The following is a 15,169-nucleotide window of genomic DNA, read 5'->3' as shown; positions in this document are numbered from 1 at the left end:
TCCGCTCAGCGCCGACCGGGCGTCACTTGTGCGATGACGTCCAGCAAGCGGTCCGCGACCAGGTCGACGGAGCATCGCTGCGCGTAGTGGCGCACGGCCTCGGCTCCTTGCGCCGCCGCGACATTCGGGTCGGCCAGGGCGTCGAATGCGGCGGCGAGCCCGGCAACGTCGTCGATACCGACGGGGGGACAACCCGGCGGCTGGTACTCGGGTAGTGCACCGGCGGTGGACACGATCGGCATGACGCCCAATTGCATGGAGAGCACTTGCACGCCGCTTTGTGAAGCACGCCGATAGTGGGCGATCGAACCTTTCGCGGCGGCCAGCGCCAGGATGACATCGGCGTAGCGGAAGCTGCCGTTGCGCCAGCGCGTGTGTTTGGGCAGGGCGGTCGCATCCAGTGACCCGCCGCCGATGAGCACCAGGTTGTCTCCGCGCCAGCCGCCCCCGAGCACATGTCGCTGCCAGGCCTCCAGCACCACCTCGACGTTCTTGTACGGGTTGAGGCGGCCGAACATCACGAAATCACGGCGTCCTTCAGAACCCACGAACGGTGGGAGCCGCTCCAGGTCGAGGTCGCTGGCTAGTGGGACGACATGCACTGGCGTTCCGGCTATGTCGCGGCGCGCGGCGACGGCGGCCGCGACGTAGTCGCTGTAGGTGACGGTGGCCGCCGAACGGGCGCCCCAGCGGTCGAAGACCGCACGTTCGTAGGCCGGCGTCAGTTCGTCGGGATCGTGTGGCCGATCGTCGTGCACCACCTGGATGCGGGGGACCCGTCCGGCCAGCGCGATCCAGCGGGGATCTCGGACCAGTTCGGCTATCACGACGTCGGGCCGGTATTCGCGGACGCGGCGCCAGGCCTTGCACGTCGGGAGCCACGTTGCGGCCGTGCGGAATCGCGGGTCGAGCACCAACTCGTAATCGCGTGCGGCATCGGACTCCGGGTGCTGGTCGGAGGTCACCAGCAGCACGTCGGCGCCGTGGCGCAGCAGCGCTTCGGCCTGCACGCGTACCGCTGGTCGTGTCCACGGTGAAAGCCAAAGTACCCGGGGCGAATTCACTGCACGGCCCCGATCGCATCGAGGTAGGCATCGGCCATTGCTTCGACCGTGTAGTGCTTGCGCATGCGCTCGTAGCCACGTCGTCCCATCGATGGCAGCGCACCCGGGTCCGCCAGGATTCGGGACAGCTGTTCTCGCCAGCCCGAGACCGACACGGGCTCGACCAGGAATCCGGCCCTGCCGAAATCCAGCATCTCCGGGACAGCGCACACCGCTGACGCCGCAACCGGTATGGCTCGCGACATCGCCTCGAGAATCACCACCGGGAAGGCCTCGGAGCGGCTCGGCACGCACAGCAGATCCGCGTCGGCCAGTGCCGGCCCGGGCCCCGCCGACCATCCGCGCCACTGGACGCGCTCGCCCAGGCCGGCGGGCGTCGCTGCCTGCAGTCTCTCCCGATCGGGTCCATCACCGAAAATCGATAACCGCCAAGGTATCCCGTCGAGCTCGCTCAGCGCCTCGATCAGCAGATGGGGGTTCTTGTGCTCGACGATGCGTGAGAGCATCACCAGGTGTAGCGGCTCGCCGGCATTCCGATGCCGGGGGCTCGGCTCGCCGATGTCGGCGACGCCGTTGGGTGCGATGAATCGCCTCCCCCGGAGCCGATGCTGTGCGATCAACATATCCCAATGTCGTTGTGCCAATACGATAAAGCCGTCGGCACGCCGCATCGCCGCGGTCAATGGCCGCGAGTAGATGGGCCGGCCCTCCTCTGGCGGGACGTGCGGCGCAACCAGCCAGCGCCGGTTTCGACCGGCCGCGCGCCACAAACTACCGAATCCGACCTCAGTGTTGGTGTCGCCGGTGACAACCACCGCCGGTCCCTTGGGGATGTCGACGATCGGCGCCCACCAGGGCTGGCGCACGACGCGCACGGCATCTGGGATCTCCGAAATCAGCGGGCCGAGCCGCTGAACGCAGACGATGGTGACCGGGAAGCCGCGGCGGACTAATTCCGTTGCCAGCAAGGCCTTTTGCCGCTCAGCGCCACCGTAGACCAGGCGGTTTGTGGTGATCACGATCGTCGGCAGGTGCGAGCGCCGGCTTCGTGCTGCCCTGCGTGCGTCGCGCTGTGGCCGTCGCAACCGGTCGAGCAGGGTGGTGGCGGCCAGATACGTGTCGGCAAGGTGCACACCTTTTTGATGCTCGAGCAGCAGCGCGGTGCCGGCCCGCTGCAAGTCCTGATCGCGCCGCAGGTCGCCCTCATCGGGCGGCGCCGGGGCGAATTCGGCGCCGAGTTCGTCGGCCAGCAGCACGCTCCAGCCCGCCGCGCGGGCCCGGGCCTGCCAGTCGGCGGCCTCGCCGTAGCCGAAGAATTCTTCGTCGAAGCCGCCGATGGCGTTCCAGGCCGCGCGGTTGATCGCCAGGCAGCCGGTGCTCAAAACCGTTGTCGGGCGCCGGGTTGCGATGCCCCGTGGTGCCCGGCCGGGTGCGGTGTCGTCACGCACCAGCGGCGCGACCGCCGCTACCTGGGGCTGGCGAAGCAACTCCAGGGTGCGGGTGAGCGGACCGAGCAGGCGGGCATCGGGATCCAGCACCAGCAGGTCTGCGTCGACGGGCACGTGGTCCACCAGCGCGTTGCACGCCGCGGCGAAGCCGATGGTGCCCGGCCCCGATACCCATTGCACCGCAGGGTGCTTCGGGATCAGTTCGGCGTGCTCGGGATCAGCGCCGCCGGTGTTGTCGTAGACGTAGACCGGCAGCGCGGGCAACTGCTCGGCGACACTGCGCACGCAGCGCTCCAGCGACTCGTTGCCGCGACGGTTCACGATCAGCACCGCCGCAGAGCGCGTAGTGGGCAAACTGGTCGGGTCGCCGATCGGGCGCTTCAGATACGCGCGATCCGATGTGCGCTTCATGCAGCCAGCTGTTTCGTGCGCAGGGAGGTCAAGCTCGACCAGCCGATCGGGCCGACGATCGCGCTGGTGGCCAGATAGGCAGCGGCGGCGGCGATCAGAACCACAATGACATGGTGCCCCGAAAGCAGCAGCGTCACAGCCACACTCGCCGCCGTGGGGATCAGCAATCGCAGCACGAACATCACCGGCGTACGGTAGCCGCAGTGACGGCGCAACCACCAGGTGCTGACCACCATGTTGAAGAACTCCGTGCACACCAGCGCGACGCCCGGACCGACCGCGCCGTACCGCCCGGCGAGGCTGAGATTGAGTGCGACGTTGAGCACAAGGGTGGCCATGGTCAACCAGAACAAGATCCGCTGATGATGACTGGCCACCAATCCTTGGCCGAGGGTGCCGCCGACGAACCGCAGGGCCGCCGCGACGAACAGCAACGCCAGCGTCGGCGTGCCGCGAGCGACGAACGCGCTGTCGCCGAAGAACGCGATCAGTGGTCCTGACAGCAGCGCGCCCACCACCGCGACCGGCACCGCCACGAAGCACATCAGCTCGACGCTGCGACGCAGAAACGCCGCGAAGGCGGCGACGTCACGCGAAAACAGCTCGGTGGCCGTCGATAGCGTCGACTTGTGAAAGATCAGCGAGACCACAATGGTGTTGAACGCGATCGTGAACGCGAGCCCGTACACCCCGACTTCGGAATGCGTGCTCAGCAAGGACAGGATCACGCCGTCGGCGCGGCAGTACAGCAGGCCGACCACCAGAAAACCGATCAGCGGCAGGCTTTCCCGTAACAAGTCGGCCGCCTCCCGCGGTGCGAAGATCGGCCGCACCGAGATATGCCGCGTCGCCGCGGCGCCCTGGATCAGCAGCTGCACGGCAGGCGGGATCAGCTGCGCGACGGCGAACCAGATGACGTCCGACCGCATCGCAACCAACCAGGCGACCATGGCAAGGGTCCCCGTTCGGGCGGCGACGTCGGAGATGGCCACCGCCGAGAACCGGACGGTGGCCAGAAATACCGGTTCGAAGCGCGTCACCATGGTCTGCATCAGCAGCGCTCCCGAGAGCACGACGAGCATCACTCGCACCTCGGGGTCCTGATAGATGACCAACCCGGAGACGGCGGCCAGCACTGCCAGCGGGACGCAATAGATCAGGGCCAGGCCGCTGTTGATGCGCACCAGGCGCTCCAGATCGCCGCGGCCGGAGGTCACTCGGCGCACGATCACCGTGGCGATGCCGAGATCGGCCAGGCTGGTCCACATCGCGATGAAGAGAACGGCGATGGAGAGCTGGCCGTAGCGTCCTGGTCCCAGATAGCGAGCGGTCATGGCTACCGAGACCACCGAGGCGAGCATGCCGAGAGCCCGGCAGATCAACTGGATCGAGAACGCGTGAGCCATCCGCGTGAGCGGCACCGACGGCACCATCGCATCGGGCGCCGTCGGCTCGGTCATGGCACGCGAGCCTAGTAGGCCCCGTGGCTCGTGAGAACCGCTTTCACCGTCTTGGCGATAATCACCAGATCACCTGACATCGACCAGTTGTCGACGTAGGACTGATCCAGCCGCACCGACTCTTCCCAGGAAAGGTCCGAACGGCCGCTCACTTGCCACAATCCGCTGACTCCGGGCTTGACCAGCAACCGCCGCCTCACGTCGCTTTCGTACTTGTCGACCTCGCGTTGCAACGGAGGCCGCGGTCCCACGACGCTCATGTCTCCCTTGAGCACATTGATGAATTGGGGCAGCTCGTCAATGCTGTACCGGCGCAGAACCTTGCCGACCGGCGTGATCCGGGGGTCGTCGCGCATCTTGAATAGCATGCCGCCGGTGCTCTCGTTCAGCGACAGTAGTTGCTCGAGCTGGGTGTCCGCCCCGTCGGTCATGGTGCGGAACTTCAGCATCGTGAACGGTTTTCCGTCGACGCCGATCCGCTCGGACGGGTAGAAGACGGGTCCCTTGCTGGTCAGCTTGATGGCGATGGCAGCGGCGATGAGAAGCGGTGCGGTGGCGACCAGCGCCGCGAGCGAGAACACGAAGTCGAAGGCCTGCTTCTGAAAGCGGTGCGCCCCTTCGTATTGCGGCTTGTCGACATGCAGCAGGGGCAGCCCCGCGGTGAGGCGCAGTGTCAAGCGCGCCGCGGTCACGTCCATTACGCCGGGAGACACCACCAGGTCGACGTCCATGGTCTCGAGCTGCCACATCAGCTCCCTGATCCCGTGCATCCCAAAGTGATCCGTTTGTGTCAGCGCCACCGTGTCCGCGCCGCAGCTGGCGATCGCGGTAGCCGCGTGCGTCTGGTCGCCCAGGATCGGGATCTCCCGCCCGGCGATCGTCAGCGTGTTGCCACGGCCCGGACCGTACCCGGGGATGCAGACACCGACCACGACGCAGCCGGCTAGCGGATTGCGGGCCAGTTCGTGCGCGAGGTGGGTCACCGCCTGGCGGTCTCCGATCGCCAAAACCCTGGTCTGGCAATGGCCCTCGGCGCGCTTGCGGTTGACGTGCTTGCGCCACCCGCTGCGGCTTCCCAGCAGCGCCAGCGTCCCGACGGGAAGCGCGATGGCCAGATAGCCGCGGGCCAAATCGACCTTCGCGAGCAGCGTGACCATCGCGATGATTCCGAACGTCCAGAAGGATGCCGTGCCGATCCGCCGGTACTCCTCGATCCCCGACCCGATGATCCGGCTCGAGCGCGTCTGAAATACCGCGAGGGCCGACAGCCACAGCGCCGCGAAGAGGAAGGAGAACAGCGTCATCATCGGGTCCGAGTAACCCGAGGTGTTCGCGATCTCCCCGAACCGGACGTACTGAGCAAGCAGCACCGACGCGCAGACGATCACCGAGTCGCTGATTCGCAGATACTGCGAATATTGGTCCTGCCAGCGCCGTAACACGTTGCCACCGGCCGAGGGTGGCGGACCAGCGGTTACCGGAGAGCCGTTGGTGTCGCCACGATGCAACGCGGTCATGCCGGGGGGCCAGGGCTTCAGCGGTCGCCGGCTGGGCATGAGGTCCACGGTGTTGCGAATCATTACCGACTGATGCATGTTGCCACCTGCTCCACTGGAACCAATCTGGGTTTGCGTGAGGGCCAGCTCGCGTCCTGCTCGGAGATGACCGTGACCGGAATCGGCCACGAGATGCCGAATTCGGGGTCGTCCCAGCGGATCCCCTGCTCGTCGGTCATCGCGTAGTCCCCGCTGACCTGGTAGCTGACTTCGGTGTCGTCGATCTGCGTCTGGAAGCCGTGCGCAACGTAGGGCGGCAAGTACAGCGTCCGGTGGTCGTCGGCGCTCAATTCGACCATCACGTGGTCGCCATAGGTCAGCGAGTCGGGACGGACGTCGACCGCGACGGCGGCGATGGCTCCGCGGGTGCAGCGGACGAGCTTGGCCTCGGCGTGTGGCGGCACCTGGCGGTACAGACCACGAACCGTGCCCCGGGTGTAGTTGAAGACGATATTCGTCTGCGTGACATCGAAATTCAGCCCGTGATTGGTGAAGTCCCTGGCGCAGAACGTCCGTGAGGAGAACCCGCGATGGTCGCGGTGGAGCTCGAGATCGATGATCGTCACCCCGGCGACCTTGGTGGGCGTGTACTTCACTTACCGCTCCTTCTCCTGTACCGGGCCTGGAAAACCTTTGCGATCATGCGTTGGCTTACGCGTATCCGGCAGCCGGCGGGCGAGTCATCACGGTCGGGATAACGCCGTAGCGGGGGCCGAGCGATTTGCCCGACGCGGCGGCCAGGCGCGGCAGCGAACCCATGACGCTGGGGGGCACATTCGCGCCGGCGAGGTTGATGGCGGGCAACGCGGAAACGGCGCCGTTGGCGGCGGGGATGACGCTCGTCCAGCTCGCCGGCACGGCCAGCGGCCCCAGCGAGGCGGCGCTGCCGAGGCTGCCGAACACGCCCGACCCGAGCGATCCGAGTGCACCCGCACCCGAACTGGCCGCGCTCGCGACGCCGGACGCCGCGGTTCCCGCCGCCGCCATCGCCCCGCTGCTGGCGGCATTCGCCAGCCCCTGCGCGGTCTGGGCCATGCCGAGGATGGAGGACATCCCATACAGCGGGGTCGCCGCCGCCGAGAAAGCGCTGGGAATGGCACCCGGTATGCCCGACGCGAGGCCCGTCATGATCGACGACGTGCCCGAGTCGGTGGCCGTGTTCCCGACGGTGCCGAGGGTGGTGCCGACGTCACTGCCAGTGTCGGTGAGGAGGGAGACGCTGGATTTCATCGGCGAGGAAAGCTGGTGCAGTGCGGTGGGGACGTTGGACACCACGTGCGCCAGGTTCGCCTGCTCGGATTGCGAGGTGACCTGTCCGACCACCGCGGCCTGCTGGGCCATCCCGCTCTCGTTGGTCACGTGCGGGGCCGGGTTGAAGTGGGTCACCGAGCACGCGGCGGCCGAGCCTGCGGCGTATTCATACATCGCCGCGGCGTCCTGCGCCCACATCTCGCCGTACTCCGCTTCGGTGGCCGCGATCGCCGCGGCGTTCTGGCCGAAGAAGTTGGTGGCGACCAGCACCGCGAGCTGGGAACGGTTGGCGGCGACCGCTGGTGGGGGGACGGTCATCGCGAAGGCGGCTTCGTAGACCTCGACGGCGAGCCTGGCCTGACCGGCCGATTCCGCGGCCCGCGCGGCGGCGCCGGCCGTCCACGCCATGTAGGGGGCGAAGGCGGAGGCCATCGCCAGCGACGATGGGCCCATCCAGCGCTGGCTGGTCAGACCCGCGATCACGGTGCGGTAGCAGCTCGACGCGGCGTGCAGTTCGGCGGCCAAACCGTCCCAGGCCACCGCGGCGGCGGTCAGTGACAGCGGGCCGGGACCGGCGTACATCCTTGTGGAGTTGATCTCCGGGGGAAGCGCTCCGAAATCGATCATTTCAGACCGTGGCCGTCAGGCGGACCGAGGCGGCGGGGGTGGCGGAGGGGGTGCGGGCGACCGTCGATGCATCGATAAACCGCAGGTCAGCCGTGGTCTGGCGGTCGCTTGAGACCTGTGACCAGCGGTTCGTCGTGACGAACGACATGTGCTTCCCCTATGCGGTGCAGACGGTCGAGACGATGTTTAGGCCGATTCCAAACTGACGATATGACAATAGCCTACAAAACATACCAATGGTTTGACAAGACTGTGTGATCTGGACCTCAGGTATTTACGCGCGCGTCAACCAGGACAGCCGTATGACTGCTAACCTCAGGAGTGGACTGGATATCTTTGAGCGACGCGGGTGCGGGTTCGCTCCAACCCCTGAAGAACCGAGGTAGTTGTGCCCTGCTTGAGCAAGGCGTTTGTCGACGTGACGGCGGGTGACGCTGCCCGCGACGTCAGCCTCGGCCTGGACTTTTGCGTCAAAACTCACGCCGCGGGGAATTCGAGTTCTCGATTGCGATGACGACCCACTCGACTGACGGACGAGCCGATGCGACCCGGCAACAGATACTGCGGGCCGCGTCTCATCAGTTCGCCCGACGCCCGTACCACGACGTCGGCCTCGACGACATCCTCGCCGAGGCCGAACTGACCAAGGGGGCGATGTACTTCCATTTCAAGTCGAAGCACGCGTTGGCGGTCGCGATCATCGACGGCCAGACCGAGGCCGGCGCCGAAGCCGTGCAAGAGCTGCTGTCGCGCGGTCTCTCGGGTCTCGAGACCCTGATCGACTTCTCCTACCTGATCGCCATCAAGGACATCAAAACCGATGTCGTCAGGTCGGGGCTGAACCTGATGGAGTCGGTCGGCCTGGCGGACGGGCTGCAGGAGAAGTTGTTCGATCAGTGGATCAAAGCGCTGGCCAGGGTTGCCGAGCAGGCCAAGACCGAGGGCGACATCAACGACGAGTGCGACCCGCAGGACATCGGCCGCTTGATGGTGTCGCTGCACATGGGCCTGCGGAAGACCAGCAATCTGGATGAACCGGAGCGATTCCTGCGCGACCTGGAGAAGTGCTGGTCTCTGCTGCTGACCGGGGTCCTGCAGCCGGACCGCACCGAATACTTCCGCCAATTCCTCAGGCGGCGTGCGGCGCTCGCCATCAACACCAGTTCCGCGGATGTCGACTAACGGCGGCGACGCCGGGGGGGTTGCACAGGGGGATCGCGTGGTGGCGGCTGATACTCTGGGCCGTCTTGCGAGCAAGGTGAAACCAGATGAGCGATCTGCGCATCCGATGAGACGCCGGAGGTGCGTGCACAATGGCGCGCCAAGTTCGCTCTGAAGCCACCCGCCGAAAAATCCTCGATTCCGCGATCGAAGTTTTCGGTGATGTCGGCTATGCCGCCGCTGGATGGAGCACCATCATCGAGCGCACGGGAATGACCAAGGGCGCTCTCTATCACCACTTCGATTCGAAAGAATCGTTGGCGTCGAACATCATCGAGGAGGGCTCGGACACGCTCCTCAGCGCTTTCCGCAATGTGTGTGGGGCGTCGTCGCCGGGGCTGGAGAACCTGCTGCACGGCACATTCACGATTGTCGAGGTGTTGAGCTCGGACAAAATGGCCCGCGCGGCCGCGCAATTGGCCACCGCGTTAAGCGGATTCAACGGGGCGGCGTCGCGCTTCTTCGCCAACCTGATGCTGGAGACGGCGCAAGAGGCACGCCGCGCAATCAAGGAGGGCGACCTCCGCGGCGGAATCGATCCCGACGTGCTCAGCGCTTCGATCATCGGCACCATTTTCGGGGCCCGGTTGGTGGCCAACGCCATATCCAGCCACGGCAGAATCGGCGACATCGTCGGCGACCCCACCGCGCGCCTGCATCAGATATGGAAGCTGCTGTTGCCCGGCGTCGTCTCCGAAGCGTCGCTGCCGTACTTCGAGCAATTCCTGCACCGCGAAGGAATGCGTCACGCGGCGGCCAGGGCTGCCCGCGAAGAGGCCGCAGCGCAATCGGAAACCGAATAGCGCCCGAAAGTCGGCGTGGCTGATTTCGAAGAGGTGGCGCCAGATACCTTTTCGCGGCCGCCACGGCGACGATTCCGTTATTGGGGTTGAAGCGCATTCAACAATGCATACTGTTCCGGTGATCTACCGGAAATCTCTCGGCCGAGTAATTGCACTGGCCGGCGTTGTCGGATTCCTGCTGATGAGTGCTCCGGCATCATGGGGTGCGCCGGCCGACCCGGCCCCATCGACGGATTCGACGACGACCTTCTCGCTGCTTGACGTCGGCTCCGCCCCGACCCTGGAATTCTGGGGGCTGACGAGCAGCCAGCAGCTGACCGTGCCGGTGCTACATGGCCTGACACCCGCCGCTCTGAATACGACGGTCGAACTGCCGATCAATCTGCGGTCGGGGATGATCACCGTGACGCAGGGCGATCGCACGCTTGCCAGGCTGAACCTACCCACCGCCGATCAGACACAGATCGCCATTCCGTTGGCCGGCGCGGAAGTGAACGACAACTGGCTGACGGTGACGGTGCATGCATACCTTGTTCCGCTGGACGGATTCTGCTTGTACCAGGAAAGTCCGCTGCGTCTGACCAACGGGACGGTCAACTACACGGGCACCGAACTGCCGCCCACCACGGTGTCGCATTTCCTGCCGCCGGTGCTGCGGAAGCTGAGTATCTATCTGCCACAGTCGCCCTCGACGGCCGAGTCCGATACGGCAATTCAGCTCGCCACCTCCGCCGCCGCGCACTACGGCAAGCAGGCCCCCGACATCACGGTGATCCCGTTGCCGGAAGGGCAGAACTCGCCGCCGGCGCCGCCGCAATCGCTGGAGCGCCAGGTCGTCGTGAAAGAGGGCCCGGACAACGGGCTTTCGCTGCAAGGTTCCTCCGGCGTGCCGTGGCTGTTGATTTCGGGCCCGCTGAACCGCACCGACGAGTCGGATACGGCCGTATTGTTCAGTGACCTGTCCGATCTGGCGCTGTCGTCCAAGGCCTCGATGGAATCGCCGAAGCCCAAGGTGCAATTGCCGGGGGACACCGCCACGCTGCGCGAACTCGGCCAGTCCGTCGCCAACTCGACTTCACTGCAACCGCGGGTTTCGATCGGAGTGGACCAGACCCGGCTCGGCAGGTCGGTGCATTCGGTGCGGGTGCATCTGCAGGGCTCATACACTCCGACGCCGAACAACATCGGCGGCCAGATCGCCGTCACCGTGGGCTCGGAGACCATCGACCACTGGCCGACCGACGGCCACGGCACCATCGACCGGTGGGTCGACGTCCCGGACCGACTGCTGCAGCGCTACACCAGCGTTGATCTGGTACTGGATGTCGCAAGCAACATCGGACATTGCGGAGACTTCTACACCGCGGGACCCGGCAACCAGCTCCTCTCGCTGAACATCAGCGGCGACAGCGTCATTCAGAGCAGTCCCGCCGCGCCGCCGGTGCCAGACGGCTTCCAATCGGTGCCGCAAACCCTGATGCCCCGCGTCCAGGTGGGCATCGCCGAGCACTCGTTCATCGACACCGTACGCGCGCTCGACATCATGATCGGCCTGCAGCGAATCAGCTCGATTCCGATCGACACCACCGTCACCAGCGTCAAACAAGCGATCGATTCCTCGAATCCCGCGCTACTGATCTCCGCCGACGGGTGGGACCAATCCGAGGTGGTGCTCCCGGTGGCCGCGGGGCCCAGCGGCCCGATCACCGTCAACGCCGTCGGGCCCGGTGACAAGCCGGCCAAGCTCACGCTGGACCCCGTGCTGCGGTTCGCCTCTCTCCAAACGGTTTTCAACCGCGGCCGGTCGCTGCTGGTCGCGACGTCCAACGGAGCGCCCGGCCAGCTCGATGAGCTGATCAGGTGGCTCAAGGGCGACAACAACAAGCATTGGCAGCGGCTCAAAGGCGTTGCGGTGGTATCGGTGCCGGGGCAAGACCCGGTGACCGTCGACCATCCGCCGTTGGCCGCCGGCGCGTCCGCCGCGGGATCCGGAGGGCATTCCGACCTCGACTGGCTGTGGTGGTTCGGCGCCGGATGGCTCGCCGTGGCCATCGTCGGTGCCGGGGTGATCCTGTGGCGCGTGAGACGCGAATCATGGCGGCGCCAATAGGGTTTGACGCCTGATGGCACGAGTCAGGAGCGCGCTGATGCGCCCGGCCGTCAAGAACATCGCGGCCCGACTGCTGTGCGCCGCAGGGGTTCCGGCGCTGGCGCGGCGACGGCACCGCGACGCGCTCGCCATCGTCATGTTCCACGGCGTCGAAGACCACCCGCTGTCGCCGCCGTGCTGGCATGTCAACGGCGCAAAGCTGTATCGCCGCCAACTGCATTACCTGCGTCAGCATTTCAATGTCCTGCCGCTCGCGGAGGCCCTCGCTCGGCTTGCCTCCGAGACCTTGCCGCCGCGCGCGCTGGCGATCACGTTCGACGACGGCACCCGCAACCTCGCGACACACGCGCTGCCGGTGCTGCGCGAGCTGAACCTGCCCGCGGCGATGTTCCTCGCGACGGGCCCGATGGGTACCGGCGCAACCTTGTGGCCCGACCGGCTGTGGCTGGCGATCGCCCGCAGCAATGCCGCCGAAGTCGATTTGGCCGCATTGGGATTGGGGACGCGCTCGCTAGACGGCAGCGCCAAACGTGGCGCTGCCTACGTCGCGGCCGTCGAGGGGTTGAAGGACCTTGCCGACGCGGAGCGCATCGCGGTGCTGGACGAGGTCGTGGGCGCACTGGGATACCGTGACGACGGCGACCCCGGCCCGTTTCGGATGCTCAGCTGGGACGAAGCGCGGGAGATGGCGGCCGATCCTCTGGTGACGCTGTATCCGCACACCGTCACCCACCCCATCCTCGCGCGGTGCGGCGACGACAAGGTCGAGCGGGAGATCGCCGATTCCTGTGCGGCGCTGGAACGTGAGACCGGTCTGGCGCCAACAATTTTCGCCTACCCGAACGGCCGGCCTCAGGATTTCGACGCCCGAGCCGTGGACGCGTTGCGCCGCCGCGGCGTGCGCTGGGCATTGTCCACCGCGCCGGGCTTCGCCGATCGCCGCTGCGACCCGCTGGCATTGCCACGGTTGGCGGTCGGCGGCAATTCCTCGTTCGACTACTTCCGGCTGGTGGTCTCCGGCGGCCTGCCGCGCCGGCGCGCGACGGCCGTTGCCTCGCGCGACTGAGCAAGGTTGGTGGCGCTAGCGCGCTTCTTCCCAGAGCTGTTCGGTCAGATCCTGGAAGGCGGCCAGGGCGAACTGATCGTCCGCCCGCCGCACCGCGGACTTGCTCATCATCGCGCGCACCACGGAGCCGTCCTTGTGCGCGAGCTCGACGACCTCGTTCGCCAGAGCGTGGACGGTGGCCAACAGCGAATCCGATGCCGGAGCCTCGTGGAAGATCTGTTCGAACCGCAGCGACAGGGTCTCGTCCGGCTCGTAGCCCATCATGTCGGCAAATGCGGTGTTGGCGAACAAGATACTGCCGTCATCGCTGATTGCCAGCACCGGAACCGGGATCCGCTCCAGCACAACCAGTGCGGGCAGCTCCTTCAAGGTCGTCATCGGCGATTGGCTTTGCTGCCTGTTCTGGCGTCGTTCCACACCGAAGATTATGGTCTATGCCAGAAGTTATGTTGGACTCTTTTGTCTAAAGCGGCGCAGAAGTATGTGCCGTGTCGACGAACTCGCTTAATTGTCAATCGAATTGTCCGGGTTGTTGACCACTGCTCGCCGCGCTTTATGCGTTCCGCTCATTCCACTTCCGAAATTGGCTGGTAGCGGGGGAACACGCCCGCGGGAGCGGGCAGTGCCGTGCCGGGAGCCAGTCGCGTGCCGACGGCGGCAAACGCTCGCCGCTCTGCCGGCTGGCCGAGGAGATCCAGCAGCTTGCCGGCCGATTCGGGCATGACGGGCTGCACCAGGAGAGCGGCGATGCGGACCGCCTCGCAGGTGACGTACAAGACGGTGCGGAATCGTTCCTGATCGGCCTGAGACTCGCTCTTGCGCAACACCCACGGTTCCTGCGCCGAGAAGTACTTGTTGGCCTCGCCGAGCATCAGCCAGATCGCTTCCAGCGCCAGATGCATCGCCTGCGAGTCGAAGCTGGCCCGCACACGTTCCAACAGGCCGTCGGCCGTGGCGAGCAACTCGGTGTCTGCGGCAATCAGCTCACCGGGTTCGGGGACGATCCCATCGAGGTTCTTGGCGATCATCGACAACGACCGTTGGGCCAGGTTGCCCAGCTCGTTGGCCAGATCGGCGTTGATCCGGGTGATGATGGCGTCTTCGCTGAAGCTGCCGTCCTGGCCGAACGGCACTTCGCGCAGCAGGAAATAGCGCACCTGGTCAACCCCGAACTCCTCGATCAGATTGAGCGGGTCGACCACGTTGCCGACCGACTTGCTCATCTTCTCGCCGCGGTTGAGCAGGAACCCGTGCGCGAAAACCCTACGTGGCAGCTCGATTCCGGCCGACATCAAAAACGCGGGCCAGTACACGGTGTGGAATCGGATGATGTCCTTGCCGATCATGTGCAGGTCGGCCGGCCAGTAGCGCCGGAATCGCTCGGATTCGGTGTCCGGGTAGCCGACCCCGGTCAGGTAGTTGGTCAGCGCGTCGACCCAGACGTACATGACGTGATCGGGATGCTCGGGCACCTTGACGCCCCAGTCGAACGAGGTGCGCGAGATGGACAGGTCGCGCAGCCCGCCCGAGACGAAGCTGACCACCTCGTTGCGCCGCACGTCGGGCGCGATGAAGTCCGGGTTCGCCTCGTAGTGAGCCAGTAGCTTGTCGGTGTAGGCCGAGAGCCGGAAGAAGTAGGTCTGCTCCTCGGTCCAGGTCACCGGCGCGCCCGTCTCCACGGCGAGCCGGGTCCCGTCGTCGAGGAGTTTGGTCTCCGATTCGACGAAGAACCGCTCGTCGCGCACCGAGTACCAGCCCGAGTAGGTGTCCAGGTAGATGTCACCGGCCGCCGACATCCGGCGCCAGATCTCCTTGGACGCCTCGTGGTGGTCGGGATCGGTGGTGCGGATGAATCGGTCGAAGGAGATGTTCAACCGCTCCTGCAGCCGCTGGAAGACATCGGAGTTGCGCCGGGCCAGCTCCGGCGTCGGGATACCCTCGGCCGCCGCCGTTTCGACCATCTTGAGGCCGTGCTCGTCGGTGCCGGTCAGAAACCGCACATCGAACCCGTCGAGCCGCTTGAACCGGGCGATCGCGTCGGTCGCGATGTACTCGTACGCGTGACCGATGTGCGGATCGCCATTGGGGTAGGTGATCGCGGTGGTGACGTAATAGGGCCTCATCGCCCCCAACCTTATTTGGGGGCGACCTA

13 protein-coding genes are annotated in these 15,169 nt (G+C 66.1%); 4 read left to right on the top strand and 9 right to left on the bottom strand.

Annotation, left to right across the window (positions count from 1 at the left end; all coding sequences use genetic code 11):
* Positions 1–5: 5 nt before the first annotated feature.
* The 7 genes from A5708_RS12545 to A5708_RS26775 are packed head-to-tail and all read right to left on the bottom strand — an operon-like array spanning position 6 to position 7,965.
* The gene (locus A5708_RS12545) at positions 6–1,064 is read right to left on the bottom strand and encodes a glycosyltransferase (RefSeq protein ID WP_065028946.1); all 1,059 of its coding nucleotides are present in this window, start codon (positions 1,062–1,064) and stop codon (positions 6–8) included.
* On the bottom strand, positions 1,061–2,923 hold the full coding sequence (locus tag A5708_RS12540) for a glycosyltransferase (protein WP_065028945.1): 1,863 nt from the start codon (positions 2,921–2,923) through the stop codon (positions 1,061–1,063). Before A5708_RS12540 ends, A5708_RS12545 begins: the two co-directional genes overlap by 4 nt.
* Positions 2,920–4,383 (bottom strand): oligosaccharide flippase family protein, encoded by a 1,464-nt coding sequence (locus A5708_RS12535; protein WP_065028944.1) that lies wholly within the window; start codon positions 4,381–4,383, stop codon positions 2,920–2,922. The genes A5708_RS12540 and A5708_RS12535 overlap by 4 nt, the downstream gene beginning before the upstream one ends.
* A gap of 11 nt (positions 4,384–4,394) precedes the next feature.
* On the bottom strand, positions 4,395–5,978 hold the full coding sequence (locus A5708_RS12530) for a sugar transferase (protein ID WP_065028943.1): 1,584 nt from the start codon (positions 5,976–5,978) through the stop codon (positions 4,395–4,397).
* The gene (locus A5708_RS12525; RefSeq protein WP_064953142.1) at positions 5,963–6,535 is read right to left on the bottom strand and encodes a dTDP-4-dehydrorhamnose 3,5-epimerase family protein; all 573 of its coding nucleotides are present in this window, start codon (positions 6,533–6,535) and stop codon (positions 5,963–5,965) included. Before A5708_RS12525 ends, A5708_RS12530 begins: the two co-directional genes overlap by 16 nt.
* Positions 6,536–6,590: 55 nt before the next feature.
* Positions 6,591–7,817, bottom strand: a complete 1,227-nt coding sequence (locus A5708_RS12520; protein WP_065028942.1) for a PPE family protein — start codon at positions 7,815–7,817, stop codon at positions 6,591–6,593.
* A gap of 1 nt (position 7,818) precedes the next feature.
* A complete protein-coding gene (locus A5708_RS26775) occupies positions 7,819–7,965 on the bottom strand; it encodes a hypothetical protein (RefSeq protein ID WP_155765986.1) in 147 nt (48 codons plus the stop codon).
* Between the two features lie 362 nt (positions 7,966–8,327).
* Here A5708_RS26775 and A5708_RS12510 point away from each other — a divergent pair, with 362 nt between their 5' ends.
* The 4 genes from A5708_RS12510 (at position 8,328) to A5708_RS12495 (ending at position 13,017) form a co-directional block, all read left to right on the top strand.
* Entirely contained in the window at positions 8,328–8,999 is a 672-nt protein-coding gene (locus tag A5708_RS12510) for a TetR/AcrR family transcriptional regulator (RefSeq protein WP_065028940.1), read from the top strand.
* 131 nt (positions 9,000–9,130) lie between these two features.
* Positions 9,131–9,841: a TetR/AcrR family transcriptional regulator gene (locus A5708_RS12505; RefSeq protein ID WP_065028939.1), complete on the top strand. Its 711-nt coding sequence runs from the start codon at positions 9,131–9,133 to the stop codon at positions 9,839–9,841.
* A gap of 103 nt (positions 9,842–9,944) precedes the next feature.
* Entirely contained in the window at positions 9,945–11,951 is a 2,007-nt protein-coding gene (locus A5708_RS12500; RefSeq protein WP_065028938.1) for a hypothetical protein, read from the top strand.
* A gap of 37 nt (positions 11,952–11,988) precedes the next feature.
* The gene (locus A5708_RS12495) at positions 11,989–13,017 is read left to right on the top strand and encodes a polysaccharide deacetylase family protein (RefSeq protein ID WP_155765985.1); all 1,029 of its coding nucleotides are present in this window, start codon (positions 11,989–11,991) and stop codon (positions 13,015–13,017) included.
* Between the two features lie 15 nt (positions 13,018–13,032).
* Here the strand turns inward: A5708_RS12495 and A5708_RS12490 are convergent, their stop codons facing one another.
* Positions 13,033–13,395 carry a PAS domain-containing protein gene (locus tag A5708_RS12490; RefSeq protein ID WP_065028936.1) on the bottom strand — a complete coding sequence of 121 codons (363 nt, stop codon included), beginning with the start codon at positions 13,393–13,395 and terminating at the stop codon, positions 13,033–13,035.
* A gap of 188 nt (positions 13,396–13,583) precedes the next feature.
* Positions 13,584–15,140: a methionine--tRNA ligase gene (metG, locus tag A5708_RS12485; RefSeq protein WP_065028935.1), complete on the bottom strand. Its 1,557-nt coding sequence runs from the start codon at positions 15,138–15,140 to the stop codon at positions 13,584–13,586.
* Positions 15,141–15,169: the final 29 nt, after the last annotated feature.

Source organism: Mycobacterium colombiense, from assembly GCF_001672755.1.
GTDB lineage: Bacteria > Actinomycetota > Actinomycetes > Mycobacteriales > Mycobacteriaceae > Mycobacterium > Mycobacterium colombiense_C.
This window is presented reverse-complemented; position numbering and strand designations above follow the sequence as displayed.

Excerpts from the sequence above, each read along its gene's own strand:
- A5708_RS12540 (WP_065028945.1), bottom strand. The coding sequence starts at position 2,923 with ATGAAGCGCACATCGGATCGCGCGTATCTGAAGCGCCCGATCGGCGAC.
- A5708_RS12535 (WP_065028944.1), bottom strand. The coding sequence starts at position 4,383 with ATGACCGAGCCGACGGCGCCCGATGCGATGGTGCCGTCGGTGCCGCTC.
- A5708_RS12530 (WP_065028943.1), bottom strand. The coding sequence starts at position 5,978 with ATGCATCAGTCGGTAATGATTCGCAACACCGTGGACCTCATGCCCAGC.
- A5708_RS12520 (WP_065028942.1), bottom strand. The coding sequence starts at position 7,817 with ATGATCGATTTCGGAGCGCTTCCCCCGGAGATCAACTCCACAAGGATG.
- A5708_RS26775 (WP_155765986.1), bottom strand. The coding sequence starts at position 7,965 with ATGTCGTTCGTCACGACGAACCGCTGGTCACAGGTCTCAAGCGACCGC.
- A5708_RS12510 (WP_065028940.1), top strand. The coding sequence starts at position 8,328 with ATGACGACCCACTCGACTGACGGACGAGCCGATGCGACCCGGCAACAG.
- A5708_RS12505 (WP_065028939.1), top strand. The coding sequence starts at position 9,131 with ATGGCGCGCCAAGTTCGCTCTGAAGCCACCCGCCGAAAAATCCTCGAT.
- A5708_RS12500 (WP_065028938.1), top strand. The coding sequence starts at position 9,945 with ATGCATACTGTTCCGGTGATCTACCGGAAATCTCTCGGCCGAGTAATT.
- A5708_RS12495 (WP_155765985.1), top strand. The coding sequence starts at position 11,989 with ATGCGCCCGGCCGTCAAGAACATCGCGGCCCGACTGCTGTGCGCCGCA.
- A5708_RS12490 (WP_065028936.1), bottom strand. The coding sequence starts at position 13,395 with ATGACGACCTTGAAGGAGCTGCCCGCACTGGTTGTGCTGGAGCGGATC.
- metG (WP_065028935.1), bottom strand. The coding sequence starts at position 15,140 with ATGAGGCCCTATTACGTCACCACCGCGATCACCTACCCCAATGGCGAT.